Here is a 26,032-nt window from a genome sequence, read left to right as displayed (position 1 = left end):
CTGTCGTTGAGAAGGCAGGGTTGAGTAAGAGGATTCAAGGATGAAATCGGAGGAAGCTCATAAGTGGTTTTGATGTCGTTCAACTTATCTTTTATTGCCCCAACTGCTGCACCTGATCCATCAACCCGCGGATATCCTGAATCGTCTGCATGACCTGGGAATTTTGCAGCATCTCCGGCGTAAATTCCCCGGCTTCGATCCGCTGCTGAATATCGTCGATCTGCGTGTTCAGCGTTTCGTTATACCCGGTCAACTGCTGGTGGATGTCCTGCGCGAATTCGGGAACTTCGGTTTGGGCGAATTCGGAAGCGCGCTGCTGGACCTGGTCCAGTTCCTGCTTCAATTGTTCTTGAGCTTGCGGGTCGGTTGCGGCGTCTTGGGCCATTTGCGGCAGTTCTTGCGCCCATTGCGAAGCGTCATTAATATATGCGACCGCGTCGCTTGTATAGTTGACGGAGCGACCCACTTCTTCGACCGCCGAACAACCGGCAAGCGGGACGGCAAACAGGGTCAGGGCCAGAATGATTTTTTTCATGCGTTATGCACGCTCCTCTTGAAAGTTTGTGCGTTACATACTCCGCCCGGTGCCCTCAGGTTTCGGATTTCCCCCTTATAAACGGATGAAAAATCTTTCATGATTCCGATTGCGGCACTTCGCGGTCCCGAATCGGCAGATACAAATCCGCTTCGCAGTAGTCTGCTCTCGCAAGCGCCGCGTCGATATATTCGAAATGGTGGCCGTGTGCCTGCTCGTACGGGGAGCGCATGATCCATTCGTCCATGTAGTTCCAAATATCGTTGAGCTGGTGAATGGTCAGATTCTCGGGATGGAAGCGTCCGATGTATTTGAACACCGCGTATTTGCCTGCCGGAATCACCGCGGTATCCCAGTCGCGCTCCAATCCTTCCAATGAAGAAACCTCGGCGGAGGTCAAATAATCCGTCGCTTTCGGCGAGCATTCGGGCGGATACAAGGTCAATCCGATATAGACGCTCGGCTTCAGCTTACGCGGGATTTTGCCGTGCTCGCCGTAGAAAAAAGAAACGCCGTGCGCGTTCGCCGTGTAGCGTTCGAAATTTTCCGCGATCGGGATCGTCGCTCTTCGCCCGGCATACAGACTGCGCGGCTTCATCACGAAGGTCGGCTCGAATACGACGCCTTCCCGGATTTCTTTGAGCACGGACGTATCGTATCGCTCGACCAACCGGATCTCCTCGGTGCCTCGGCGAAATTGCGCGGGCGTCACCCCGAACTGCCTTTTAAAAGCGCGAATATACGATTGCTCATGGTCGAATCCGTAGGCCAGCGCCGTGTCCAACACCGTTCCCCCGCTTCGCTGCTCGAACAAATCGTGCGCGCTTGCGGACAGTTTGCGGGCACGAATGTATTCCATCAGCGGCAGGCCCGTCGCGGCGCGCATCAAGCGGTGCAGATGGAATTTGGACAAATGGACATGCTCAGCCAATTCGTCCAGCACGATCTTGTCCGCCAGTCTGCGCTCGACCTCCTCCAGCACGCGTTCGATCGTGCCGATCGTATCGCTCCCGCCGATCAAAGTCCGCTCGGCGGCGCGTCCCTCGATTTCTTTTTTCATTTCCGGGTGCTGCTGCGATCTTTCGTTCATCCTGTTTTCTCTCTTCCGTCTCCGGCCCGGTTTTTCCCGAACTCCATCATTGTGCTTCTATCCTAACAAAAAAAGGAGGCACCGTCAGCCGAAAGCATTCCGTCTCCCGAAGCTTTTCGACCGCAAGATGCGCAAGATCGGTTCATTTCTCCCTCCCCTGCTTGCCGCATACTGGAAACAGGCAGATTACTGCCGGAAAGGTAGGCTTTTATTATGCATACTCCCGTCAATCGAAACGATTCGAATTCTACGTTCCTTATCCGTAACTTTAGCGAAAGCGACTTCCCGGCACTCGGTGCCTTGTATAACCAAGCAGCGGAAGGACGACGCGTCGTCTTCTGGTGGGTAGGCGAACAAGAAAATTGGCGTAACGTGTACTGCGCTTTCGACGGAGACGTCATGATCGCCAAAGGCCAGGTCGAAACGTTCAGCGTCGTGCCGGATCATGCGGACCTGTCCGCCAAACACCGCATCTTTTTCAATATCAAAACGCTGCCGGGGCACGTGAACGATGCCGCCCTGTTCAACGACATGTACGATGTGCTGCATGCGCGGGCGCTGGAGTTGAAAGCCGAGCTTCCGACTTCGCACGGAACGATTTTCGGATTCGGCAACTTTGCGGAAGAAGCGGAGAACACGGCGCATTTTGCGCAGCGCCCGGAATTTTTCCTGTTGAAAAAACAATACCGCATGTGTCGCGACCTGAGCAACTTCAATGAAAGCACGCTGCCGCAGCCGGAACTGCCTGCAGGATTCGAATGGAAAACGTTCGATGCGCTAAGCGCCGAACAGGCAGCGGACTATCTGGCGCTCGATCTGGAGATCTGGCCGGAAACGCCGATCGGCGCGGAGCGGCTGAACGAAATCGTCGCGCGCGACCAATGGCGGATGCTGCAAATTTTTGCGGAAAACCGCCCGGTCGCAAGCCTTATGTACTGGATTTCCGACAACGAGACCGGCGAGATCGAAGAGGTGCTGGTTCGCGAACCGTATCGCAGACGAGGACTGGCTTCGGCTCTGTTGGCGCGGGCGCTGCATGAAATCCATGCCAAAAGCTGCGAAGATGCCGAACTCGACGTGGAAGCGATGAACGAAAACGCGCTGAGCGTCTACAAATCGGCAGGCTTCGAGATCGAGACCGAAGAACACCGCTACGCGACCGAGCTTTAAAAAACAAAATTGAACGCGGGCGCGTATTCGAATCTCGAAGACGCGCCCCGCTGCGCGAATTTCTGCCCGAAGATTTGGACGATTTTTGCGCCATAACGGCAGAACCGCATATTCGCGAGTTTTTGCCGGATTGGGAAGTCGATCGGAAGACCCGCCGCCTTTGGCTGCGCGATTACGAGATCCCGGGCAACCGGGCCTTTTTGGAAAACGCTCTAGCGGACGATTCGTCGGCTGGTGCTGCACGGAACTCAAAGACGAGCTCCCTGTTCCCAATCGCGAAATCGTGTACGGGTTATCCGCAGATTGCCTGGGAAAAGGCTACATGACGCAGGCCGTTACCGCCCTTACCGATTGGCTGTTTGCCAACACCGATACGAACGTCATTCACGGTCTCGCCAAGCCCGACAATATCGCGTCCAACCGCGTACTGCAAAAATGCGGCTTCGAGGACCTGGGCGAGGTTAAGCTGGAAGAGGGCGCGTACAAGCATTATGCAAGGAGGAACAGATGAACGAGCTGCTCGCGCTGTAGCGTTCGAAAGCGGACAATCGTCGGTTTAGCAGATTCACGATTCATAACCGACAAGAAAAAAGGAGCGATTCCCATGCTTGAACCTTACTCTTCATTCCCTGTTTTTTCCGATAAGGTGAACAAGTATTGGCTGACCGACCGCGATCGTCCGCACCCCGGACAATACCGCATCGTCGTCGATCGAGAGCTTCCCCCGTCCCGAAGCGTCATGCTGCTTGATCCGATCGGCTCGGGAGGCTTTCTCTCCATGCTGCCGGAAATGGCGCGGCGAACCGGATTGAATCCAGGCAGCGAAGCCGATAAACAGACGATTTTCGAAGCGATGCAGCTTGCAGGCATCGAGTTGAACGGCGCGGACCATCTATTTTACTTTTCGAATGAGCAACAAAAGCTTCTGCATAACGAAAGCTTCCCGGCTGCGGTTCGACAGTTGACGTCCGAAGATGCCGACGCTTTTGAAGATTTCGTCTCGGAGGCCCCGGAAGACGATATGGACGAAGCGTTCGTCGAGCTGGATCATTGGCTCGCGTTCGGCTGCTTCGTCGAAGACCGACTGGTATCGGCCGCCAGCATGTATCCGTGGAGAGGAACCTCCTTCGCGGACCTGGGCGTGATCACGCTGCCGCAGTTCCGAGGTCAAGGCTTCGGAAAGCAGACGGTACGGGCAATCGGCGCGCAGGCTTTACGACTGGGCTGCGAACCCCAATATCGCTGCCAGCCCGATAATGTGTCTTCTATTCGCTTGGCCCAAGCTTCCGGTTTCTCGCCGTTCGCGACCTGGGACGTCATCAAACCGGACGAAGATTAAAAGGCAATCTGCGCATCCAACGATTCTGGAGGCGTACGCTTGCAGCTTAGGAGGAATCAAGCATGAAAACAAGAACAAACGAGGTAGCTCCGAAGCACCCTGCTATCGTTTTTCGCAAGATGGGCCTTGACGATGTTAAGGATCTCGCTCACATCGACCGTTCGGAATGGATCGGGCAAATCTGCCGGATTGAAAACGGACAAGAAACCTGGATCGAAGTTGGGCAAGAATGTCCGGGTTGGAACGCTGCACAGCTTGAAGAGCTTCAGCTTCGCTTTTGCTCCGAGTTGGAAAACGGAGGCGCGGCGATCGGCGGTTACGACGGTGATCGCCTGGCGGGCTTCGGCTTGCTGGGACATCGAAGAATCGGATCGCAAAACGATACGCTGCCGATTGATCTGATGTACGTCGGCCGAGCTTACCGCAGGCGGGGAATCGGCACGCGATTGATGCAGCTTCTGAGTGGGGAAGCTTCCGCGCGCGGCGCGAAGTCGTTATATGTCTCATCGACCGAAAGCCGCTCGGCTGTCGGATTTTACCGCAGCTTGGGCAGCGAAAACGCGATCGAGCCCGATCCGGAAATGTTGATGAAAGAACCGTTCGATATTCATATGGTGCGACCGCTATGACCGGATACGGGCAGCAGAAGCATGAAAGTAACCGCAACCTGCATACCCGGCAGACGATCGCAAGCGATCTGGTCGAACTAGGCATCGCTCCGGGCATGACCGTCATCGCCCATACCTCGCTCCGCTCTATTGGCCCGATTGTAGGCGGAGCGGTATCGGTCATTTTAGCGCTCGAAGACGCGATCGGCGATGCCGGAAACCTGATCATGCCGACGCAGACCGAGCAGCTTTGCGAGCCGGACGAGCACGACGGAAGTTTAACGACAGACGAAATTAAGATCATCAAAGACGGCATGCCGCTCTACGATCCCGATCTGACGCCGACGGCGCATATGGGTTTTATCGCGGAGACTTTCCGCAAGCAAAAAGGCGTGCGCCGCAGCGATCATCCCCATATGTCTTTTGCCGCTCGGGGAGCGGACGCGGAAGCGATCGCCGGACATCACCCGCTTCATTACGCGCTAAGCGGGACTTCTCCGCTCGGACGGCTGTACGAACGCGGCGCGCAGATCCTGCTGCTCGGCGCGCCGACCGATTCGAATACATCGCTGCATTTGGCGGAGTACAACCAAAACAATACCTTCGTCAAACCGAAAATATGGGGCGTCAAAATGCGGATCGACGGCAAAGAACGTTGGACGACCTATACGGATATCAATAATGACTCGGACGATTTCGGCCGGATCTTCGACGATTTTCGAGCCGATACCGCTCGGGTTCGCGAAGGACGGATCGGCAACGCTGCGAGCTTTCTTATGCCGCAGCGGGAAATGGTCGATTATGCGTTGGATTGGATGAACCGGAATCGGCGTTAACGCGGCGGCATCGGTCTTTGATTGCCCCTGTCTGTGCCATCAAACGAACTGATCAACCGCATAAAAAGGAGCGTTGCAGCCATGAATCTTTCGAAGCCTCATTTTGAACATGCAAAAACCGACGAAGAACCGATCGCCAGCCGCTCTATTTTGCGATCGACTTATATAGAACGCCGTTTGTCCGATCTTTACGCTCTCGGCAAGTGGACCGAATGCCGCTACTGGCTGCGCGGCCTGAACGATACATACCGCGTCCGCACGCAGGACGGCGGCGCGTACATGCTGCGTATCTATCGCGCCGAATCGCGCGAAAGCGATATTGCGTTCGAGCTGGAGCTGCTCGAACGGCTGCAAGCGGAGCTGCTCGGCACGGCAGCGGAAGCGTCGCCTGCCGTGCGGCTTGCGGGCGGCCGGTTGTTTTCGGCGCTGCCTGCGCCGGAGGGCGTTCGCTTCGCGGCTTTGTTCCGCGAAGCCGAAGGCGCGGAAGACCTCATGCAGGACGAAGCTTCCTGCATCGCGTTCGGGAGGTCCGCCGCCGAGCTGCACGCGGCGATGGACCGGGTATCGCCGCGGACGGCGGCGGGCGACTTTGACGCCGTCCGCGGCGCCGGGCGCGCGGCAAACGGCGCGGCCGAGGCGGCTGCTTCGGAGCCGCCGGAGCGCGCAGCGCGCGCGTTCAGCGGCGAGGCACGCGCCGCCGAGCCCCTGCCGCCGCGCGCGCCGGCGGACGCGGAGGTGCTGCTCCGCGCTCCGCTCCGGATGATCCTCGCCCAGATCGGCGAGGATCATCCGGAGGCGCCTTTCCTGCGCCGCTACGCGCAGGGGCTTGAAGCGGCTGCCTCCGAAGCCGTCTCCGGCGGATTGGATTTCGGCCTGTGCCACGGCGATATGCACGGCAACAACAATGCGCTGCGTCAGGTCGACCGCTTCACGCATTTCGACTTCGAATTTGCCGCGCCGGGCTGGCGGGCCTGGGATTTGGCCCAAGTCAAAAACCGCAAACGGCAGCAGTCCGAGCGGATCGAACCACTGTGGCAAGCCTTTTTGGAAGGCTATCGATCCGTTAGATCTTTCTCGGCCGCCGACGAAGCGGCGGTGGAGCTCTTCAGGCTCGTCCGCCGCTTCTGGACAATGGGGCTGGATGCAGAGATTGCGCCGCTATGCGACGGGGCGCTGGACTTCGGCGAAGACTGGCTCGCCGGGTTTGCGGAAGAATTCCGCCGCCATCCGCTGGGCAAAGCGGCGGATACGGCTTCGGCTTTATAGCGGAAAGCAGTGCCTTAGCCGATTCGCATCGTTGGTTTGCGCGGTTCTGAAACGTCGCATGCAAGACGCGGCGAACAGCCGCGCGACTCCTCACGCAAAAAGGACGGGAAACGCGGCTTCATCGCCGCATCCCGTCCTTTTTCAACCCGTTTTAAATTAAGCCTTCCGCCTCGTACACGTCCAGCGCCATGCGAACCACGGTCTCGTCTATGCCCGAGCGTCGGGAAATGCGCCTAGCCCAAGTATCTTCGCCGTATGGCTCGCTTTCCCTAAACAAACCGCGATCACTGCTGATCTTCGCCTCGCCCCGTTCGTATTCCCAGTGCACGATGCGGCCGGTCGTGCACATTTTCATCCGTCTTTCGACTAACGGCAGCGACAAGAGACTCTGCGAATGTGCCGCCGCTTCCCGAAACTCGGCTTCCCCGGCAGGCTTCAGATCGAACACGGCACGACTTTCTTTGCCGTTCGGGCGGATATAGCGAATCTTCGCATGAACGCCGTCCGAGAAGACCGCAATGCGCGCGCCCGGGAAAAAGCCGGGCAGCTCCGCTTCCGTATACCCTTCCGCGCCGGGATCGACCAAAATAGGCTGAATCCATTGATCGCCGAGATCGCACAGATATCTGTTGCCTTCCTTGTCCAGCGCGATCACCGCGCCGTGCGCGTCTTCGGTTCCGAGCTTTTCGCCGACCGGATAGCAAACGATCCCCTCGCTTCGCAGCTCGTCGATCAGCCACAGCGCGAGATCGAAACAGTTGCCGGACGTCCCGTATTGCTCGCGCTGCTCCCGCATCAAGTCGACGCTTCTCGGCTTAAAACGATCTCCGCTGGCGTGCAGCCAAGCTTTCGTCAAAGTCTCCATCGGGAAATCGTCGAATCGCTTCCATACTCGCAAAATTTCATCCGTCGCCTTCATCTGCTGTTTGTGTCATCCTTCCGAAAAGCATGCATTTGTTGTCTTCTTTATCGATTAATATCGATTCTACGGCATATTTAACCATGAGCCAATGAATCGGAGGTCGCAAAAGAGACGTTTCCGAAAATAAAAAAGCCCCCTTATTTTTTGCTTACTTCCTTTGCTTGTTACGTTTGCCGATTATCCGTACATCCCGTATCATAAAAGAATACGAAATCACAGCTTGATACATAGGAGGCGTAAGCAATGAGTGAAAAACGCGGACTGCTCGCGGAAGATTTGTATCGTTTTACTTGGGTGGGCGCACCTGACGTATCGAAAGCGGACGGACGTATCGCGTATACGCAGCGAACGGTTAACGAGGCACGCGACGGTTACGTCACCCGCATTCGCGCCCTTCTCGCCGACGGCAGCCGGGATATTTTGCTGACTTCGGGCGAGCAGGACGCTTCCCCGGCGTGGTCGCCGGACGGCGTTCATTTGGCGTTCACGCGCAAAGACGGCGACAAGCGTCAAATCTGGCTGCTCCCGGCATCGGGCGGCGAAGCCAGCGTGCTGACGAATCTGCCGAACGGCGTCGGAGCGTTCAGATGGTCGCCGGACAGCTCGAAACTGCTTGTTGCGTCGCAAGTCGGCGAAAACGATTCCGAAGAGGAAGCGGACAAGTCGAACGACAAAGATTCCAAAGATAAGCCGCTCAAAGAAATCGTGATCGACCGCCTGCGCTATAGAGGAGACGGATCGGGGCTGTGGAACGGCAAACGGACGCATTTGTTCGTCGTGGATGCGGTGAGCGGCGAAGCCGAAGCGGTGACATCCGGCGATTTCGACGCGGGCGGTTTTGTCTGGTCGCCGGATAGCTCCAAGATCGCGTTTTCCGCTTATATTCCGGAGAACGGCGACGAGTCCGATCCGGATCTGCTGCTGGTGAGCGATCTGTACGTGGCGGACGCGGACGGCGGCAATCGCCGCAAGCTGACGGATTCGAAGTGGAGTATCGGGCAGCCTGCCTTTTCCCCGGACGGCTCGAAAATCGCTTTCTTCGGCAGCGACCGGTCGTACCATAACGCGACGCTGAACCGGTTGTACAGTATTCCGGTCGAAGGCGGCGATATCACTTCGTTGGTGAACGACCGAGACCTGTATGTCGGAAACGTGGTGGTCGGCGATATGCGTTCCGGTCTCGGCGCGCCCGAACCGCTCTTCTCCGAAGACGGAAGCTCCGTATACGCGCTGTTCACGCATCACGGAAACGCCGGCCTGGCCCGTTTTGCGGCGGACGGCTCCGGTCATGAAGTGCTGCTGGACGGCGATCGCGACGTGTATCAATTGACCCCGGACCACGCGGGCGGATTCGTCGTGGCGATCTCCGATCCGTTGAATCCGGGCGATCTGTATCGTTTCTCTCCGGGGACAAAGGAAGAAACGCGATTGACCGACTCGAACAGCGAATGGTTGAGCGAACATGAACTGAGCGCGCCGGAATCGTTCTGGGTCGAGACGAAAGACGGCTGGAAGGTGCAGGCGTGGATCATGAAGCCGGTAGGCTTTGACGATTCTTCTTTGAAAAAAGTGCCGACCATCCTCGAGATCCACGGCGGCCCGCATATGATGTACGGCAACACCTTCATGCACGAATTCCAACTGCTGGCTTCCAAAGGCTACGCCGTCATCTTCTCCAACCCGCGCGGCGGCCACGGTTACGGACAGGAGTTCGTCAACGCTTGCCGCGGGGACTACGGCGGAGGCGATTATCGGGACCTGATGGAAACCGTCGACCATGCGCTAGAAAAGTATGCGTTCATCGACGAGTCGCGCCTCGGCGTGACGGGCGGCAGCTACGGCGGCTTCATGACCAACTGGATCGTCGGCCACACCGACCGTTTCAAAGCCGCTGTCACGCAGCGCTCGATCTCCAACTGGGTATCGTTCTACGGCGTCAGCGATATCGGGCCTTATTTCACGGAAGACCAGATCGGCGGCGACGCTTGGCAGGATACCGAGCTGCTGTGGAAACACTCCCCGATCGCGTACGTGCAGCAGGTCCGCACGCCGATCCTGATCCTGCACGGCGAACAAGATCTCCGCTGCCCGATCGAGCAAGGCGAGCAGTATTACATCGCGTTGAAACGGCTTGGGCGGAAAACTCGGTTGGTTCGTTTCCCTGGCGCCAGCCATGATCTGTCGCGAGGCGGACACCCGTCGCTGAGAGTGGCGCGGTTGTCGCATATTGCGGGGTGGATGGACGAGTATTTGTAAAGACAAAAACACGTCCGCGTTCAGCGAGACGCAGCCATCGATCGAGAACATTGTAACCGCAGCTTCCGGACCGCAAAAAGTTATGCAAAACCGCTAACCGAGCGACTCAAAAAGCACAGAATCGGTCGGAGTCGCGAAATTTTAACGGATCGAGACGACACTTAGAAGCCATTTGAGACGTCTGCAAATTCTAACGGAACCAGACGACACTTAAAATGAAATTTGATCGTTTTTGAGTCAAAAAAGCGGGCAAAGTCGCGTTTAACGGACATACGATCCGTTAAAATCTTCAAACAGCCCCATCCATGCTTTTAAAGGACATGCGATCCGTTAGATTTGATAAGCTGCTTCAACCTACTTCAGAAAGCCCAGTCCGTGATCGCGGACTGGGCTTTTCGTATAGATATTCATTCGATATGTACGTTAGTGATTTTTATCGATAATTATTTATTTTGTTAGCTTTTCGCAACTTCCCTCTACCCCCACCCCCCAGCAGCGATCCCATTTCGAACCGAAGCGCCTTTGTTCATTCCCCCTACCTCTTTATCTCTTATTCAATCACAGGGGGAATGAACAACGAAGCGCAGGTCGAAATGGGATCGCTGCGGCTCCCAACCACAAAACAGTGACAAACCTCACAGTCACCCCTCACTTAAAATTGATAAAATTAAAAGTTTTAAATACCACATCTTTTACTCGCACACAATGGCTCGAAAGGGTTTTTGTGCGTTTTTTCACAAAATTGCCGCAAATCTATGACCCTTTTTTGAAATGGCCCTTTCCGATCACCGTTTCGTCAAAAAGCCCCGATATACTGGACTCAATTCACTTGATAAAAATGAAATACGGAAAACGGGAAGGAGATTTACCGCATGGTCGTCGATACGGTGTTGTGGAGCAGATTGGTCACGGGGCTAACGCTGTCGTTCCACGTTATTTTCGCCACGATCGGGGTCGCGATTCCGATGATGGTATCCATCGCCGAATTCGTGGGTATCCGCAAAAAAGATAATCATTATACCTTGATGGCAAAAAGATGGACAAGGGGATTTGTAATCTCCGTCGCCGTCGGGGTCGTGACCGGCACGGCGATCGCCCTGCAATTAGCGCTCGTCTGGCCGAATTTTATGCAGCTTGCGGGCAACGTGATCGCGCTGCCGCTATTTATGGAAGTGTTCGCCTTCTTCTTCGAAGCGATCTTCCTCGGCATCTATTTGTACACCTGGGATCGGTTCCGCAACCCTTATCTGCATTGGCTGCTGACCGTTCCCGTCGTGCTGGGAGCCGCGATGTCGGCGTTCTTTATCACGTCGGTCAACGGATTCATGAACCAGCCGGAAGGCTTCATCCTGGAGGCGGGTCAATTCACGGCCGTGCATCCGCTGCAAGCGATGTTCAACGAAGCGACGCCGTCCAAAGTCTTCCACGTGCTGGCGTCGGCTTACATGACCGGTGCCGCCCTGCTCGCTGCCGTCGCCGCGTTCTCGATGCTGAAAAAGGGCGTGACCGAATACGCGAAAAAAGGGCTCAAGCTCATGATGACCGTCCTGCTTCTATTCAGCTTCCTGACGGCGCTCGCGGGCGACGTCTCGGCGAAATTCCTGGCGGAGCATCAACCGGAAAAGCTGGCCGCCGCCGAATGGCATTTCGAGACGGAAAAAGGCGCGGACCTGATCTTCCTCGGCTGGCTGAATGCGGAACGCGAGATCATGGGCGCGCTGCATATCCCGAAAGCGCTCAGTTTCCTGGCTTTCAGCGACTTTAACGCGGAAGTGACGGGCCTGAACGAATTCCCGGTCGACGAACAACCGCCCCTGCTCGTTCACTATCTGTTCGACGCCATGGTCGGAGTCGGCTTTGCTCTGCTTGCGATGTCCGCCATCTTCTTCTTGCTTCTGTTCTGGAAAAAGCGCAACGAGTTGAACCGCTGGATGCTGCGCATTATCGTACTCGGCGCGCCGCTGGCTTTCCTCGGGGTCGAGCTGGGCTGGTTCTACGCGGAAGTCGGCCGGCAGCCGTGGATGATCCGCGGTTATATGCGGGTCGAAGAAGCGGCAACCACTTCGCCGAGCATCGTGTATCTCTTTTTCGTATTCCTGCTGCTCTACATTCTGCTCGGCACCATGTGCGTGATCGTGCTGCGCCGACTGTTCCGCGATAACCCGGCCGAAGTCGAATTCGAAAAAGCCGCGAAAGCCAAAGAACAAGCGCTGCAAGCCAAGGAAGCAGGTGATCGGGCGTGAGTTACGAAATTCTCGGGATCTCCGTCCTTTGGATCTTCTTGTACGGCTACCTGATTGTCGCTTCGATCGATTTCGGCGCCGGGTTCTTCGCCTTTTACGCCCGGATCACCGGCAAAGACCACTTGATCAACCGTCTGATCTCCCGCTATCTGTCGCCGGTTTGGGAGATTACCAACGTGTTCTTCGTGTTCTTCTTCGTCGGTTTGATCGGATTTTTCCCGGATGCGGCACACTATTACGGCTCCGCCCTGCTCGTTCCCGGAAGCATCGCGATCATTCTGCTGGCAATCCGCGGTTCGTTCTATGCGTTCGAGAATTACGGGTCGAAGAAAAACATCGTTTTCCTGTTCCTGTACGGCGCGACCGGCTTGCTGATTCCGGCTTCGCTCTCGGTCGCGCTGGTACTGTCCGAAGGCGGCTTTATCGTAGAACAAGGCGGCGTCGTGACGCTGCAATATTTGGAACTGTTCACGAGTCCGCTCGCTTGGAGCATCGTGGCGCTGGCCGTCACTTCCGTGTTGTTCATCAGTGCGTCGTTTCTGGCCTTCTACGCTTCCCGCGCCGAGGACAAGCCTGCGCTCGACCTGATGCGCGGCTACGCGTTGTTCTGGAGCACGCCGACAATCATCGCCGCGTTCACGGCTGTCCTGTACCTGAGTCAGCACAACAACCGCCATTTCCAAAACATGATGGATCTGTGGTGGCTGCTCGGACTGTCGGTTGTCTTTTTCCTCATCGTGCTGTGGCTGCTCTACAAAGGTCGCCGTTACGGCTGGGCCTTCATCTGCCTGATGCTGCAATTCCTGACCGCCTTTTTCGCTTACGGGATCGGACATTATCCGTACATTCTTGACCCGTACATCACCATCCAAGGCGGGGCTACGCAAGAAGCGATGGGCATCGCGCTCGTCGTCGTGTTCATTGCGGGTCTGCTGCTGTTAATCCCGTCGCTGGCCTTGGTCTTCCGACTGTTCCTGTTCGATGCGGATTACGTAAAAGGCAAAAAATAAGTCGCTCGTCAAAGTTAAAGGAGGGCATCTACCGTGAAAAGGAGCGAAAAAAGAAGGTCGAACCGCAAAAGCGGCATGCTGGCAGAACTGATGGCCGCACAGAAAAAGCGAACTTCCATGCTCCGAATCCTCTCGCTGGCACTCGGCGCGGCGACGATCGGACAAGCGGTTTTACTGGCGGAATCGGTGCAGCGTATTTTTGTGGAAAACGCTCCGCTGGCTTCGATGATCGCGGTGTTCGCCGCTCTGCTGGCCGTGATGGCCGTGCGCGCCTGGCTGGCCTACGCCAACGGACGCATCGGACTGCGCATTGCCGCGGATGCCAAGCGCGATCTGCGGGCACGCCTGCTGCGCTTGCTTGCCGCTAATCCGCTGCTGACCGCCCGTCAAGGCCAAACAGGCGGCAAAGTCAGCGTGACCTTGGACGCCGTCGACGAAGCCGATAGTTATTTTAGCCAATACGCGCCGAAAATGGCCGAAGCTTCGATCATTCCGCTGCTGATTCTCGTTGCCGTGTTCATCCTGCATGTGCCGTCGGGCCTGATCCTGCTGTTCACGGCGCCTTTCATTCCGTTATTCATGGCGCTGGTCGGCATTCAGACCAAGCATAAGTCGGAAGAAAAGTTCGAGCAGCTCGCCCGGTTTTCCGGAACCTTCCTTGACTCTTTGCAGGGATTGGTAACGTTGAAGCTGTTCGGACGGGCCAAGCGCCAGGAAAAAGAAATCCAGCGCAGCAGTTTATCCTACCGCGACGCGACAATGAGTATTTTGCGCGTCGCGTTCACCAATACGTTCGCGCTGGAAACGATCGTGATGCTGGGGATCGGGATCGTGGCGCTGGAACTGGCTTTGCAGCTGGTTGTATTCCAAACGATGCAGTTCCATACGGCGTTTCTGATTCTGCTGTTGACGCCGGAATTTTATAACATGCTGAAAAATATGGGCACGGCATTTCACGGTGGCCGAACGAGTCTCGGCGCGATCCGCAACATCGAAGCCGCGCTGACCGCAGACGCTTCATCTCCGCTAAATGCGTCGGTACACGCGGAGCGTTCTGCCGATGCTCAAGCTCCAACGGATATTAAACTGCCCCAAAGCAACGTTGTTTCGTTATCCGCCGGGCGAAGCGCCAAAACCTCTTTGTCCGCCGCACCTCCCGTTATCGAACTCCATGAACTTGGTTTCGACTACGGCGCGGATACCTTCGTTCTGAACGCCGGATCACTGACGATCCACCCCGGCAAGCAGATCGCGATCGTAGGCAAAAGCGGCTCCGGCAAAACGACGCTGCTGCATCTGATCGCGGGCCTGCTGCCTCCTTCATCCGGCAAGGTCACGGTGAACGGTCAGTCGCTTGCCGCAGGAGCAGGCGAGGACGAATGGTTCCGCCAGGTCAGCTATATCACGCAGCATCCGCATATTTTCTCGGGCACGTTTGCCGAAAATATCGCGATCGGCGCAGACCGCGACGTCTCGCGGGAAGAGATCGTTCATGCCGCCGAATCCGCCGGACTCGCTGCGCTCGCGGCCGAACTGGAGCAGGGTTACGATACGCTCGTCGGCGAAGGCGGAAGAGGATTGTCCGGCGGCGAAAAGCAGCGTTTGGCGTTGGCCCGTGCGTTCCTGAAGCGGCCTACGGTACTCCTTTTTGACGAACCGACGACGGGTCTGGATCTGCATACGGAACGCATCTTGCTGCGTGCCATGAATGAACTGTCGCGCAAAGCGACCGTCATCACCATCGCCCACCGCCTGCATACGATCCGTCACGCGGACGTCATCCTGTTCATGGAGCAAGGCACGCTGATCGGCGGCGGCACGCATGAAGAACTGCTGGATACGCTGCCGCAATATGCCGAGATGGTGAACATCGGACGTCAGGGGGTCGGCTCATGAACGAACGCTCTATTTTTATCAAAGCCATGCTTAACGAACGCAAAGACATTTTACTGTCGATTCTGGGCGGTTTTTTGGCAGGAATCTTCGGCGTTGTCCTGTTCTCGACCAGCGGCTATCTGATCTCGAAAACCGTCTTCGTTCCGCCGCTGTACACCTTGATTATTTTAACGTCGCTGGTCAAAATCCTCGGGCTGGCACGCGCGGCAAGCCGCTACGGAGAGCGGCTTTTCTCGCACCGGGCGACTTTTTCCCTGCTTAGCCGTCTACGTACCGCTTTCTTCGGCAAACTGGTTCCCATGACGCCGCGAATCCTGAATCGGCAGCGGAGCGGGGATCTGTTGGCGCGGATTGTCGGGGACGTCGAAAGCTTGCAATTTTACTTCCTGCGCGTGGCGTATCCGCCGATCATCGTCGTGTCGGTGTTTCTCGCTACCGTGATCTTCGCTTCCTTTTTCTCGATCTGGATTGCTTTGCTGCTTGTCGTCGGCATGGTCATCACGGCGTTCGTCGTACCGGCTATCGTGCGCGGAAGCCAACGTAAAGCCGACGGTCGGGTTCGCAAGCAGCGGGCCGAGTTGTCCGCCGAGACGACCGAGATGCTGCAAGGCTTTATCGATCTGAAAGTGTACGGTCGGCTGAAGCAGCGCGAACAGAAACTGCTGGACACTTCCGACGCATTGACGGCAGCCCAGCAGGAAGATGCGCTGCGACTTCTGCGCGGGCAATCGCTGCATAGCTTTATTACGTTTTTCGTATCCTGGGGCGTGTTGGTGCTCGGGGCGTATCTGATCGTGCAAGGATCGATGGCTGGCGTGTTCCTCGCGATGTTGATCATGGCTTCCATGACCGTGTTCGACGAATCGGCTGCGATGGCGACATTGCCTGCTTATAAACGGGACAGCGAATTCGCGGCGAAGCGGCTGGCCGAGACTTTCGACGGGGAAGAACAAGAAAAAGTCGAGCCGTCGGGTATGCTGGACAGAGGCCAAGCGATTTCGGTTGAGCTGCAAAACGTCACCTTCCGCTATGCGGAAGACTGGCGGCCCGTATTAAGCGAAGTCTCGCTGAAGCTGGATGCCGGATCGAAAACCGCAATCGTCGGACCAAGCGGTTCGGGGAAAACAAGCGTGCTGGAACTGCTGCTTAAGCTGCATGATCCGACGCAAGGTCAGGTGCTGTTGAACGGAATGTCCGCAGCGGATCTGAACGACGAAGACCTGTGGCGCAAAAGCAACGTCGTCTTGCAAGAAGGACACTTTTTCCGGGGAACGATTCGGGAGAACTTGCTGCTCGAAGACGAATCGCGTGATGATCGAGAATTGCGTGCGATGCTGAAACAAGTCGATTTGCCAAGCAAGAAGCTGGATGACCTCGTGCTGGAAAAAGGCGAAAATCTGTCCGACGGCGAAAAGCAGCGGCTGGCGATCGCCCGCGCGCTGCTCAAATCCGGTCGACTCTGGCTGCTGGACGAACCGACCTCATCGCTCGATTACGTAACGGAACGCCGGGTGTTGAATCTGCTATTGGAACGCTCGAAGGACGATACCCTGGTGATGGTCAGCCACCGCTTGGCGGGATTGGAGCAGATGGATCAGATCATCGTGTTGGACCGCGGAACGATCGTGGAGACGGGGACGTACGACGATTTGTTGGAGCGCAAAGGCTACTTCTACGAGATGAAGCAGTTGGAGCAGCAGATGGTCGGGGAAGATTTTACGGACCGCGAGAGGGAAAGTGGAGCTCGTCGATCCGGTTGAGAGCGAGCATTACAAGAACGAGACAAACGAACGGCTCGGCTAACGGATCGCATATCCGTTACAAGCCGAAATCAACCCCTTTCGCAAATTTAACGGATCGCATGTCCGTTAGTCGCCTTTTTCGCTGTTTTTCCGTCAAAATCAAGCCAATTCCTGCTCTAAGCGTCACGTGAATCCGTTAGAATTTTCAAATCCTCAAAAACAGTTTTTAAGCGTCGTCTCGATCCGTTAAAGTTTACCGAACGTGACAGCGGCAGCGAAACCGCACACTTCGGCTTGCTCCAGACCGATTGCCTACTGTTTCATTTTTAATCAGAGACACGGTTTATGAACTCGACCGTGATGTTGCACGATTCAAGACCAGAAGCCCGAACCTTCCTTTGCGGAAAGTTCGGGCTTCTTTTTTAGTGTCCGAAATTCTCTTCCTCCGGCACGTCCGTCTCCAAGTAACGGATAAACTGACGCAGGCGGCCCGCCAGTTCGCGGGAGATCTCGCCTTTTTCGAACAGGCGCTGCACATGGTCGCGCTGTTCTTGAATCGCGGCCAAACGCTCTTGCATCCGCTCTTCGCGTTCCTCTCGTTCTTCCGCAGTTTCTTCCTCGATCAGGCCGAAATCCGCTTTGGCCAGACGGCCGATCAATTGATTGTAACCGTCGGTCAAACGCTTGGCTTCGGCGCGGTTGGAGTCGTTCGTGCGCTTGTTGATCGCTTCGATCGCGGCTTGAGCCATGCGGGTCTTAGCGGTCTGGAGCGAGCAGTACGCGCGCTTATCCGTCAACTCGCCGCGGCGGCCGCGGGCGAACAATGCAGCCGCAAAGCGGCCGATATCGGCGGCCGGAGCGGTAACCCGCGCTTCCAAGCGACCCGGAATGCTTTCTTCGATCCTTGCCAGATGCTCGAAAATCGGAGTCGCTTCTTCCTGGCCGAGATCGCCGTCCTGTACCATTTTACTGAGTTCGCGGCGCTGCGCGCGGATACCCGCGTACATCAGGTCGGCTTCGCGCCGCGGCGCTTCGGGATCGGAAGCGTAAGCGGTCGTCGCTTCTTCCATCCGCTGCAAATACTTCGTGAAATCTTGAATTTCCGTCGCGGCGACGCCCGAACGTCCTTCGTCCAGTTCGTCCTGCCCGATCCGCTGCGCGATCGCGCTCAGGATACGACGCTTGAGCGGCTGTTCGGCTTTCGGCGCTTCGGCCGCTTCTTTACCCGACAGCAGCGGAAGCAGGATGCTGGCCGCCAGCAGCGTGAACAAGATGACGCCGGCCGCCAGGAACAAGATCAGGTTGCGTTCCGGGAAAGCCAAGCCTCCGTTCAAGACGAGCGGAATCGAAAACGCGCCCGCAAGCGTAACGGCTCCGCGCACGCCGGACAAAGCCGTTTGCAGCGCCGCTTGAAACAGCGACTTGCCGGTACGTCCGAGTCCGCCGCCGCCCCGACTTGTAAAAAACCAATACGCATAGATCCACAGGAACCGCAGCACGATCAGCCCGACCGATATCCAGGTCACATGCCACAGCGCGCCGAAGCTGCTGATTGCCGGATCTTCGAATACCGTTCCGAGCACTTCCGGAAGCTGCAGGCCCAGAAGTACGAATACCAGACCGTTCAAGACGTACAGGAAGACCGCCCATGTGCTGGTCGATACGACTTGCAGCTTGACGCGCACCGACTCGGCGCGATCGCGCTCGATCGCGTGCACGACGCCGCCCGAGACGGCGGCCAAGATGCCGGACAATCCGAGATGCTCGGCGACCAAGTACAGCACGAACGGCGTTACGAGCTGAATCAATACATGCAGGGTCTCGTCTTCCATGCCGAAACGGCGCAGAAATACGCGGATTCGGATAATGACGAAAGACAGCACGGCTCCGACCAGCAGACCGCCGATCGCGATCAACAGGAAACTGAACGAAGCTTGATAGATCGAGAACGCGCCCGTTACCGCGGCAGCCACGGCGAACTTGAACGCGACGAGACCGGATGCGTCATTGACCAACGCTTCGCCTTCCAGCAGGCGCATGATGTCTTTCGGCAGCTTGATTCGTCCGGCGATCGAACCGACCGCCACGGCATCCGTCGGCGACAGGATCGCCGCCAAAGCAAACGCCGCGGCCAAAGGAATGCTCGGGATGACCCAATGAATCAAATAGCCGAATACGACGACGGTGACGAAGACGAGTCCCAGCGCCAGCAGCAAAATCGGCGCCCTCAAGTTCCACAATTCGCCTCGCGGAATAATCCGTCCGTCGTTAAACAACAGCGGCGCGATAAACAAAACAAGGAATAATTCCGGCTCCAGCGGCACATGGATATGCGGCGGAAGCAGTTCGGCCGTAACGCCGAGACCGATCTGGATGATCGGTACGGGAACGAACGGAAGAAATCGGTTGATTACGTTCGAGATCCCGATGATCGCGAGCATGACCAAAATACTGATAAAAAGCTCCATGCGGCATTCGCTCCTTTTTTCAATCCTGTTTACTCCTGTCGAACTTGATCTTTGAATTCGGCAATACCCGATGCACGGCCTTCGCCAACTCCTCGGCAACGGCGTCGACACCGGAAGCAATCTCCTCGTCGCGCACGCCGGAGACATTCAGCTTCAACATCGCTTCGGCACGAAATCCGGATAGATAGTGCCCCTTTGCGCTTTCTGCATGGATACAGCGGCTGCGCAATTTTTCCACGGCCGAAGACAAAGCAGCGGGAGCCCGCGGCAGAAGATGCGTATGAATGCCGCCCGCGGCCGGAAGCGGACCTGTAAAAGCATCAGGGTACGCCTTTTTCGCCCGTCGAACAGCTTCACCCAGCAGTTCCGAGCGTCGACTATATCGGTTACGGATTTTTTCCCTATGCCGCGCGAACATGCCGCTTTTCAAATACAATTCCAAAGCGGCCTGCGACAGCATCGAGCTGTCGATATCGAGCAGCTTTTTATAACGCCCGAACGCTTCCGCCAATTCGCTCGGCAGCACCGCGACGCCTACTCTCAGACCGGGGAACAGGATCTTCGAGTAGCTTTTTAAATAAACGGTTCGCTCGGCCCGATCGTACGCATATAGCGGATCCGACTTTGCATCCTGTTCCAGATCGGCCATATAGTCGTCTTCGACGATATACACGCCGTACCGCGCAGCCAATTCCGCGATCGCTTCCTTCTGCCGTCGCGTATATGAGCAGCCGAGCGGATTATGGAAACGGGGAATCGTATAAAAGAATTTGATCCCGCCGCCCCGAAAAATCCGTTCCAGCTCGTCGAGATCAATCCCGTCCGCGTCCCGCCTGATCCCGACAGCCGGAATACGATGCGCCTCCAAATAATCCGTGAACAACGGGTAGCTCGGCTGCTCGACCAACACGGTCTTCCGCCCATCCGGGAACGGCATGCCCGCAAGCAAAGTCAGCGCCTGCTGGACACCCGACGTAATGAATATTCGCTCCGGCTCCGCAAACACCTGATAATCCGCCAAATGGCGCTGCATTTCCTTGATCAGCGAAGGAAGCCCTTTCGGCGTTCCGTAAATAAACAGCTCGTTGCGGTATGTGTCGATTGCTTTGTTCAAGCATTGTTGAAAATCCAGATACGGGAAAATGTCCGGGTCGGGCGCAGAACGAACAAAGTCGATGGTCCCGCTCGGCCGTTCCTCCTTCTGCGCGCTGCCCAATACATAGTATCCGCTCTTCGCCGACGCATAAATCAGATGAGAACGTTCCAGCTCGGACAGCGCGCGGATCACGGTGCTTTTGCTGCACGCATAACGTTCGGACAAGGTTCGGATCGAAGGCATCTTGTCTCCTTCCGCGAGCGATCCGGCGATCATCCGTTCCAACTCGTTCAGCAGCTCCATGTATTTGTACATCCGCGGCTTCCTCCTTCCAATCTGTACCGGTACAGATCATGAATATGTACATTGTAACATGGGATTGCCGTCTTTAAAATAAAGATTACAGATGCGGCCGCGTCATAAGACTTGAAAGCTCGGAGGTTAAAAAAATCATGCCCAATCCCTCAGTTAAACGTGCCTATGCGGCCGCGATCGGTAGTGCTCTTATTATCGGCTTCTCCTTTTTATTCGTGAAAATCGCTCTGCAAACCGAAGATCCTCTGGATATTTTGGCTTATCGTTTTCTGTTTGCTTTCATTGCTGCTACGCTGTTTGCTTTTCCGGGACGAAGCGGCGTGCGAAAAATTCGAAGCGGTGCTTTAAAACTGATTCCTTTGACCGCTTTATACCCGATTGCCTTTTTCAGCTTTCAAACGTTCGGCCTGCTTCATGCCACTTCGGCCGAGGCCGGGATGATTCAGGGGGCGGTTCCCGTATTCACGCTGCTCTTGGCGTCTCTTGTTCTTCGCGAACGTACAGGCAAAGCGCAAACGTTGTTCACTTTACTGTCGGTTGTCGGCGTTGCTTGTTTGTTTGCCGGACGCGAAGGCGCGGCGTTCACGGCCAGTATCGGAGGTATTTTGCTCATCGTGTGCTCTGCTTTCTCGCAAGCCGGGTACAATGTGCTCACGCGCCGCCTTAGCCAAAGCTACACGCCCAAAGAATTGACTTATTTCATGAATCTGCTCGGCTTCGTCGGCTTCGGACTGTCGGCGCTTATCCGTCATGCCGCAAGCGGGACATTGCCGGAGCTGCTTGCGCCGCTGTCCTCGCCTTCTTTCTTGATTGCGATGCTGTACCTGGGCGTTCTGTCTTCGCTGGTGACTTCGTACCTGTCCAACTACGCGCTTTCCCGGATCGAAGCTTCGCGCATGAGCGTCTTCGGCAGCCTTTCCGCCGTCGTAGCCTTGGCTGCGGGAGCGTTGATTCTCGGCGAACAAGTCGGGCTGGCTGCTTTGCTCGGGGCGGCGGCTATTGTCGCTGGCGTAATCGGAGCCGCGTTGGCCGGACGCAAGTCGAAAGCTTCGTCCAGCGTTCCAAAAAGTGCGAACCCGCATGCTTCCAACGGAGACTAAGGCATAAAGCACCTTGTCAACGCTAAAAGCAATGCGGAATGTATATGATAAAAAAGCTGTTCGGCGATTCGCGGCGGGATAACCCCTTCAGCGAAAGCCGTACAGCTTTTTGTTCAATCTTCCAGCTTGGTCGTGCCTGTACCCGAACCGTCGATACTGAGCGAAACTTCGGTTTTATCCGCTTCGGGAGCGCCGGGGTACCACGGATTCAAATGAATCATCACTTCGCTGACATTGGGATGGGTCGAAAGAATGGCCTTTTTGATCTTGCGAATGACGTCATGCCCCTGCTGAATCGTCATCTGTCCGTCCACGCCGACCCGCAGATCGATAATGATATATTGACCATGTTCGCGAGCCCGAATGCGGTCAATCCGCTTGACTTCTTCTACGCCGCGAACGATGCTTTCAAGCGCCTCAAGCTCTTCGGTCCCGATTGCTTTTTCCATTAAAATATCGATCGACTCGCGCGCCATATCCGCAGCCAGCTTCAGCACGAGCACCGCCACGATGATCCCCGCGATCGGGTCGGCGTAAGCAAGCATCGGCATGTTCAACGATTCTCCGAGCAAACCCAGCCCGATCCCGATCACTGCCGCGCCTGACGCATATACGTCCGCTAAATGATCCTGTGCCGTCGCGATCAGCCCCTTGCTATTGACGCGACGACCGATTCCGATGGTATACACGTACAGCCACAGCTTCCAGATCAACGATACGACGGCGGCGATCAACGCCACGATATGGGCTTCCGGCATCGGTTCGAACAGAGCCATGGCCGAATGATACCCGACATACAAAGCCGCCAACAGTAAAATGGTCGCGACGACGCTTGCCCCGATCACTTCTGCTTTACCATGTCCGTACGGGTGGTCCTCGTCCGGCGGGCGGCTCGATATCCGCATCGAACCCAGCGCCGCCGCCGATGCGATCACATCCCCTGCGTTATGCACGCCGTCGGCGATCAATACCGGACTTTTGAACAGCAATCCCACGACAACCTTGATGATCGTGAGCAGCACATTACTGATCAGACTGATCCACGCCGCGAAGATCGACTGATTTTTCTCCTGCTCCATAACTTCTTCCCTCCGTCACTTTTCTTGCCTTAAGGAAACAAAAAAAGTTCGATCCGTTGTATCTACTCGAACTTTTGCAAAAAACGCGATATTCTGTTGGTTCCTCGTTTGATCTCTTCATGATTCCGCTCCGAACACTTTGAATTTGTATAGATCGCGATTTCCATAAGTTGAACGCAGGCTTCCCGTCGAGCGCGGTCAACGTACCTGTAACCTGTCTCGAAAAGACGTCAAGATTGTTAATTATACGTTATCGGGAGCTGTTTGGGAATCCTTTTCTTGGTTTTCTGCGTCTTTACAACATACGTCAAAACTTATATACTTGCTCAAGTGAAAGAACCAATCATCCTACCTTTAGAAAGGAGTATCCATGTTCGAGAAATTGGAAAAACAAACGCTGTCCGGCCAAGTCTACGCAAGACTGGAACGGCTGATCACGGACGGCGAATGGGGGATTGGCAGCCGCATTCCGCGCGAAGCCGACCTGATGGAAAAGCTTGGCGTCAGCCGGAATACGCTGCGCGAAGCCATCCGGGGACTCGTTCAGGTGGGATTGCTGGAGACGCGCCAAGGCGACGGAACTTTTGTCACCGCCACCAGCGAACTCAGTGCCATTCTTCATAAGCGCATGAGCCGCTCGTCGGTGATCGAAGCGCTGGAAGTCCAACATGCTCTGGATCGGGAAGCCGCGGCGCTTGCCTGCTTGCGGCGTACGGACGAACAGCTTCGGCAGATGGAACAGTATGCGAAGCAGTGCTTCGAAACGATCGAACGCAATGATCACGAAGCCTACCGGGAAGCGGATTGGATGCTGCATCGGACGATCGTGATGGCTTCGCATAATCAACTGCTGATCGACCTGTACGAGAATTTGTTCGAGAAACTGCAAATCTCGTTCTTCTTTAACCGCTTTATCCCGGAGCGTCATTCCGAAGTCGGTCACCCTGCGCTGATTGCCGCGATCCGGAATCGCGATGCGGAAGCCGCGGTGCGTGCCGTCGACCGTTATATCGCGCTATTCAAGTCTCCTCACGAGGAAACGGACGGCTCGAACTCTTTGAATTTATCTGGAAACGGAGAATAATCTGAACATGAAAAAAAATGAATTCCCGCGCACGGAAGACGCGTCGAACCGCGTCTACTATCTGCTGCTGATCGGCATCCTGCTGGTCGCGGCCAATCTGCGCACGCATATTACTTCGCTAAGTCCGATCATCGATACCATCCGCGGCGCGCTGTCGCTGTCGAGCACGACGGCGGGCTTTTTGACTACGCTGCCGCTGCTGGCCTTCGCTTTGCTGTCCCCGTTCGTCGCGAAATGGGCGCGAAAGTACGGCGCGGAGCGCATGATCTTCGTATCGCTCGTCCTGATCGTGATCGGCAGCCTGTTCCGCCCCTTCGGCGGCGCCGTATCGCTAATGGCGGGCACGTTCCTGATCGGCCTGGCCGTCGCGGTGTTCAACGTGCTGCTGCCAAGCATCATCAAACGGGAATTCCCGCAAAAAGTCGGCGTCATGACCGGCTTGTATTCGATCATGATGGGGATCTTCGCTTCGGCAGCCGCCGCGCTCAGCGTGCCGATCTCGAATACGGGCATGGGTTGGCGCGGTTCGCTGTTGATCTGGACGATCTTGTCGGCGATCGGCCTGATCGCTTGGCTTCCGCAGCTCGCCCGCAATACGCGCGCGTCCAACGCGAACGCTCCGGACGTGCCGAAGCGCAGCATCTGGCGTTCGCCGCTGGCTTGGATGATTACCGTGAACATGGGCATGCAGTCGTCGATCTACTACATCATGGTCGCCTGGATGCCGAATATGATGCACGCGCAAAATCTGGATCCGGTCGTGGCCGGATACATGCTTTCGCTGTTCCAGATGCTGATGATTCCGATCAACTTCATTGCGCCGATCGCGGCTTCGAAAATGAAGGATCAGCGCATACTTATCATTATGACCTCGGCTTGTTATATCGTCGGAATTCTGGGCTTTTTGTTCGCGAACGGTTCGCTGCCGATCATTATTGTCGCGATCGTGTTCTTCAGCATCGCGGGCGGATTCTCGTTCAGCTTGATCATGATGTTCTTCTCGCTTCGCACCACAAATGCTTCCGAAGCGGCCGATATTTCGGGGATGGCGCAATCGGTCGGTTATCTGCTCGCAGGTTGCGGGCCTCTGCTGTACGGGGCGCTGCATGATGCCACGGGCGGATGGACTGTGCCGTATTACGTGATGTTCGGGATTACGGCGGCTTATCTGTTGACCGGGCTGGTTGCAGGGCGAGGAGGAAAGTTTGTGCATGAGTGAGTGAGGGGAAGTCCTGTTCGCTTGGGGAAGCTGGGGGCGGCTGCGGGGGAAGTTCGTTCAAGTCGCTGTCTCACTCGGAAAATGGATGGATTGAATAAGGAATTTTCCGAGTTCAAAGGCGTCTTTCACTGAACTTCCCCCTCCGCCCTACGCTTCGCGGCGAAAAGAACTTTCCTCCTTGGGTTAAGGGGAAGGGAATGATTAAAGAATATGGATGAAGTTATTGGCTTCATCGAATAAAAAAAGGCTCGCCTGCGAAAAGATATTCGCGGGCGAGCTTTTTTGGATGACTGCTATGGGTAACAACGGCTTCGTCTTACATGCCTGATTGATTTTTATAGTTTCTCAGAATCATTCCGCCGGACGGGTGCATGCCGATTTTTTCGTAGAAACCTCCAAGCTCGGCGTCGCACATCAGATCGATCATGTAATGTCCGTTCAACAGTTCCAGCATGCGGCGGACCAATTCCTGACCGATGCCGTTGCCTTGATACATGGGAATGACTTCGAGCAGCGGAATATAGGCGCTCAGCACGCCGTCGGACAGCGCGTTGATAAAGCCGACCACTTTGCCGCTGCTTTCCTCCACGGCAAGTACCACATGAGACGAACCGTGCAGCAGACGAATAAAATTCGGATAGCTCGGCGGGTCCGGCCAACCTTCGAAAAAGCCCTCGGCCAAATCGGATTCGCTGATGCTATCGAGGGTGGTCAGATAACGGATCTTCATGATGGATGCCTCCCGTTTCAATTCGATT

Annotated in this window: 21 protein-coding genes; 14 read left to right on the top strand and 7 right to left on the bottom strand. The window is 56.0% G+C overall.

The window, feature by feature from the left end; all coding sequences use genetic code 11:
• Window positions 1–91 precede the first annotated feature (91 nt).
• Window positions 92–535: a DUF6376 family protein gene (locus HRQ63_RS12460; protein ID WP_172244037.1), complete on the bottom strand. Its 444-nt coding sequence runs from the start codon at window positions 533–535 to the stop codon at window positions 92–94.
• A 97-nt stretch (window positions 536–632) separates the two neighbouring features.
• Window positions 633–1,625, bottom strand: a complete 993-nt coding sequence (locus tag HRQ63_RS12455; protein WP_172244034.1) for an AraC family transcriptional regulator — start codon at window positions 1,623–1,625, stop codon at window positions 633–635.
• Between the two features lie 213 nt (window positions 1,626–1,838).
• On the opposite strand from HRQ63_RS12455, the gene HRQ63_RS12450 reads away from it, so the two are divergent.
• The 6 genes from HRQ63_RS12450 (at window position 1,839) to HRQ63_RS12425 (ending at window position 6,844) form a co-directional block, all read left to right on the top strand.
• Window positions 1,839–2,795 (top strand): GNAT family N-acetyltransferase, encoded by a 957-nt coding sequence (locus HRQ63_RS12450; protein WP_172244031.1) that lies wholly within the window; start codon window positions 1,839–1,841, stop codon window positions 2,793–2,795.
• A gap of 160 nt (window positions 2,796–2,955) precedes the next feature.
• On the top strand, window positions 2,956–3,306 hold the full coding sequence (locus HRQ63_RS12445; protein WP_172244028.1) for a GNAT family N-acetyltransferase: 351 nt from the start codon (window positions 2,956–2,958) through the stop codon (window positions 3,304–3,306).
• Window positions 3,307–3,399: 93 nt separating this feature from the next.
• Window positions 3,400–4,134: a GNAT family N-acetyltransferase gene (locus HRQ63_RS12440; protein WP_172244025.1), complete on the top strand. Its 735-nt coding sequence runs from the start codon at window positions 3,400–3,402 to the stop codon at window positions 4,132–4,134.
• A 62-nt stretch (window positions 4,135–4,196) separates the two neighbouring features.
• Window positions 4,197–4,763 (top strand): GNAT family N-acetyltransferase, encoded by a 567-nt coding sequence (locus tag HRQ63_RS12435; RefSeq protein ID WP_229714175.1) that lies wholly within the window; start codon window positions 4,197–4,199, stop codon window positions 4,761–4,763.
• Complete coding sequence (locus tag HRQ63_RS12430; protein ID WP_172244022.1) at window positions 4,760–5,578, top strand: AAC(3) family N-acetyltransferase; 819 nt, start codon at window positions 4,760–4,762, stop codon at window positions 5,576–5,578. The genes HRQ63_RS12435 and HRQ63_RS12430 overlap by 4 nt, the downstream gene beginning before the upstream one ends.
• A gap of 81 nt (window positions 5,579–5,659) precedes the next feature.
• Window positions 5,660–6,844, top strand: coding sequence for a phosphotransferase enzyme family protein (locus HRQ63_RS12425; protein WP_172244019.1), 1,185 nt, complete (start codon window positions 5,660–5,662; stop codon window positions 6,842–6,844).
• A gap of 151 nt (window positions 6,845–6,995) precedes the next feature.
• On the opposite strand, the gene HRQ63_RS12420 is transcribed toward HRQ63_RS12425, so the two are convergent.
• Window positions 6,996–7,763: a hypothetical protein gene (locus HRQ63_RS12420; protein ID WP_172244016.1), complete on the bottom strand. Its 768-nt coding sequence runs from the start codon at window positions 7,761–7,763 to the stop codon at window positions 6,996–6,998.
• 246 nt (window positions 7,764–8,009) lie between these two features.
• Between HRQ63_RS12420 and HRQ63_RS12415 the strand changes: the two genes are divergently transcribed.
• The 5 genes from HRQ63_RS12415 to cydC all read left to right on the top strand — a co-directional run bounded on the left by HRQ63_RS12415 (window position 8,010) and on the right by cydC (window position 16,931).
• Window positions 8,010–10,022 carry a S9 family peptidase gene (locus HRQ63_RS12415; RefSeq protein WP_172244013.1) on the top strand — a complete coding sequence of 671 codons (2,013 nt, stop codon included), beginning with the start codon at window positions 8,010–8,012 and terminating at the stop codon, window positions 10,020–10,022.
• A gap of 872 nt (window positions 10,023–10,894) precedes the next feature.
• Window positions 10,895–12,265: a cytochrome ubiquinol oxidase subunit I gene (locus HRQ63_RS12410; RefSeq protein ID WP_172244010.1), complete on the top strand. Its 1,371-nt coding sequence runs from the start codon at window positions 10,895–10,897 to the stop codon at window positions 12,263–12,265.
• Window positions 12,262–13,275 carry a cytochrome d ubiquinol oxidase subunit II gene (locus HRQ63_RS12405; protein ID WP_172244007.1) on the top strand — a complete coding sequence of 338 codons (1,014 nt, stop codon included), beginning with the start codon at window positions 12,262–12,264 and terminating at the stop codon, window positions 13,273–13,275. Before HRQ63_RS12410 ends, HRQ63_RS12405 begins: the two co-directional genes overlap by 4 nt.
• A gap of 75 nt (window positions 13,276–13,350) precedes the next feature.
• Window positions 13,351–15,171 (top strand): thiol reductant ABC exporter subunit CydD, encoded by a 1,821-nt coding sequence (gene cydD / locus HRQ63_RS12400; protein WP_172245048.1) that lies wholly within the window; start codon window positions 13,351–13,353, stop codon window positions 15,169–15,171.
• A complete protein-coding gene (gene cydC, locus HRQ63_RS12395) occupies window positions 15,168–16,931 on the top strand; it encodes a thiol reductant ABC exporter subunit CydC (RefSeq protein ID WP_172244004.1) in 1,764 nt (587 codons plus the stop codon). The genes cydD and cydC overlap by 4 nt, the downstream gene beginning before the upstream one ends.
• Before the next feature lie 404 nt (window positions 16,932–17,335).
• On the opposite strand, the gene HRQ63_RS12390 is transcribed toward cydC, so the two are convergent.
• Together HRQ63_RS12390 and HRQ63_RS12385 are read right to left on the bottom strand one after the other, a co-directional pair.
• The gene (locus HRQ63_RS12390; RefSeq protein ID WP_172244001.1) at window positions 17,336–19,381 is read right to left on the bottom strand and encodes a Na+/H+ antiporter; all 2,046 of its coding nucleotides are present in this window, start codon (window positions 19,379–19,381) and stop codon (window positions 17,336–17,338) included.
• 19 nt (window positions 19,382–19,400) lie between these two features.
• Window positions 19,401–20,792 carry an aminotransferase-like domain-containing protein gene (locus HRQ63_RS12385; protein WP_172243998.1) on the bottom strand — a complete coding sequence of 464 codons (1,392 nt, stop codon included), beginning with the start codon at window positions 20,790–20,792 and terminating at the stop codon, window positions 19,401–19,403.
• Between the two features lie 137 nt (window positions 20,793–20,929).
• Between HRQ63_RS12385 and HRQ63_RS12380 the strand changes: the two genes are divergently transcribed.
• Window positions 20,930–21,892 (top strand): DMT family transporter, encoded by a 963-nt coding sequence (locus HRQ63_RS12380; protein ID WP_172243995.1) that lies wholly within the window; start codon window positions 20,930–20,932, stop codon window positions 21,890–21,892.
• Window positions 21,893–22,005: 113 nt separating this feature from the next.
• Here HRQ63_RS12380 and HRQ63_RS12375 read toward each other — a convergent pair whose 3' ends face one another.
• A complete protein-coding gene (locus HRQ63_RS12375) occupies window positions 22,006–22,971 on the bottom strand; it encodes a cation diffusion facilitator family transporter (protein WP_172243992.1) in 966 nt (321 codons plus the stop codon).
• 370 nt (window positions 22,972–23,341) lie between these two features.
• Between HRQ63_RS12375 and HRQ63_RS12370 the strand changes: the two genes are divergently transcribed.
• Together HRQ63_RS12370 and HRQ63_RS12365 are read left to right on the top strand one after the other, a co-directional pair.
• On the top strand, window positions 23,342–24,055 hold the full coding sequence (locus HRQ63_RS12370; protein ID WP_172243989.1) for a FadR/GntR family transcriptional regulator: 714 nt from the start codon (window positions 23,342–23,344) through the stop codon (window positions 24,053–24,055).
• A gap of 7 nt (window positions 24,056–24,062) precedes the next feature.
• On the top strand, window positions 24,063–25,274 hold the full coding sequence (locus HRQ63_RS12365) for a CynX/NimT family MFS transporter (protein WP_172243986.1): 1,212 nt from the start codon (window positions 24,063–24,065) through the stop codon (window positions 25,272–25,274).
• Window positions 25,275–25,590: 316 nt separating this feature from the next.
• On the opposite strand, the gene HRQ63_RS12360 is transcribed toward HRQ63_RS12365, so the two are convergent.
• Complete coding sequence (locus tag HRQ63_RS12360) at window positions 25,591–26,004, bottom strand: GNAT family N-acetyltransferase (RefSeq protein ID WP_172243983.1); 414 nt, start codon at window positions 26,002–26,004, stop codon at window positions 25,591–25,593.
• Window positions 26,005–26,032: the final 28 nt, after the last annotated feature.

Origin of the sequence: Saccharibacillus endophyticus, from assembly GCF_013185185.1 — a bacterium.
GTDB classification, from domain to species: Bacteria; Bacillota; Bacilli; order Paenibacillales; family Paenibacillaceae; genus Saccharibacillus; species Saccharibacillus endophyticus.
Note: the sequence above shows the minus strand (reverse complement) of the source record. Positions and strands in the feature narration are given on the sequence as shown.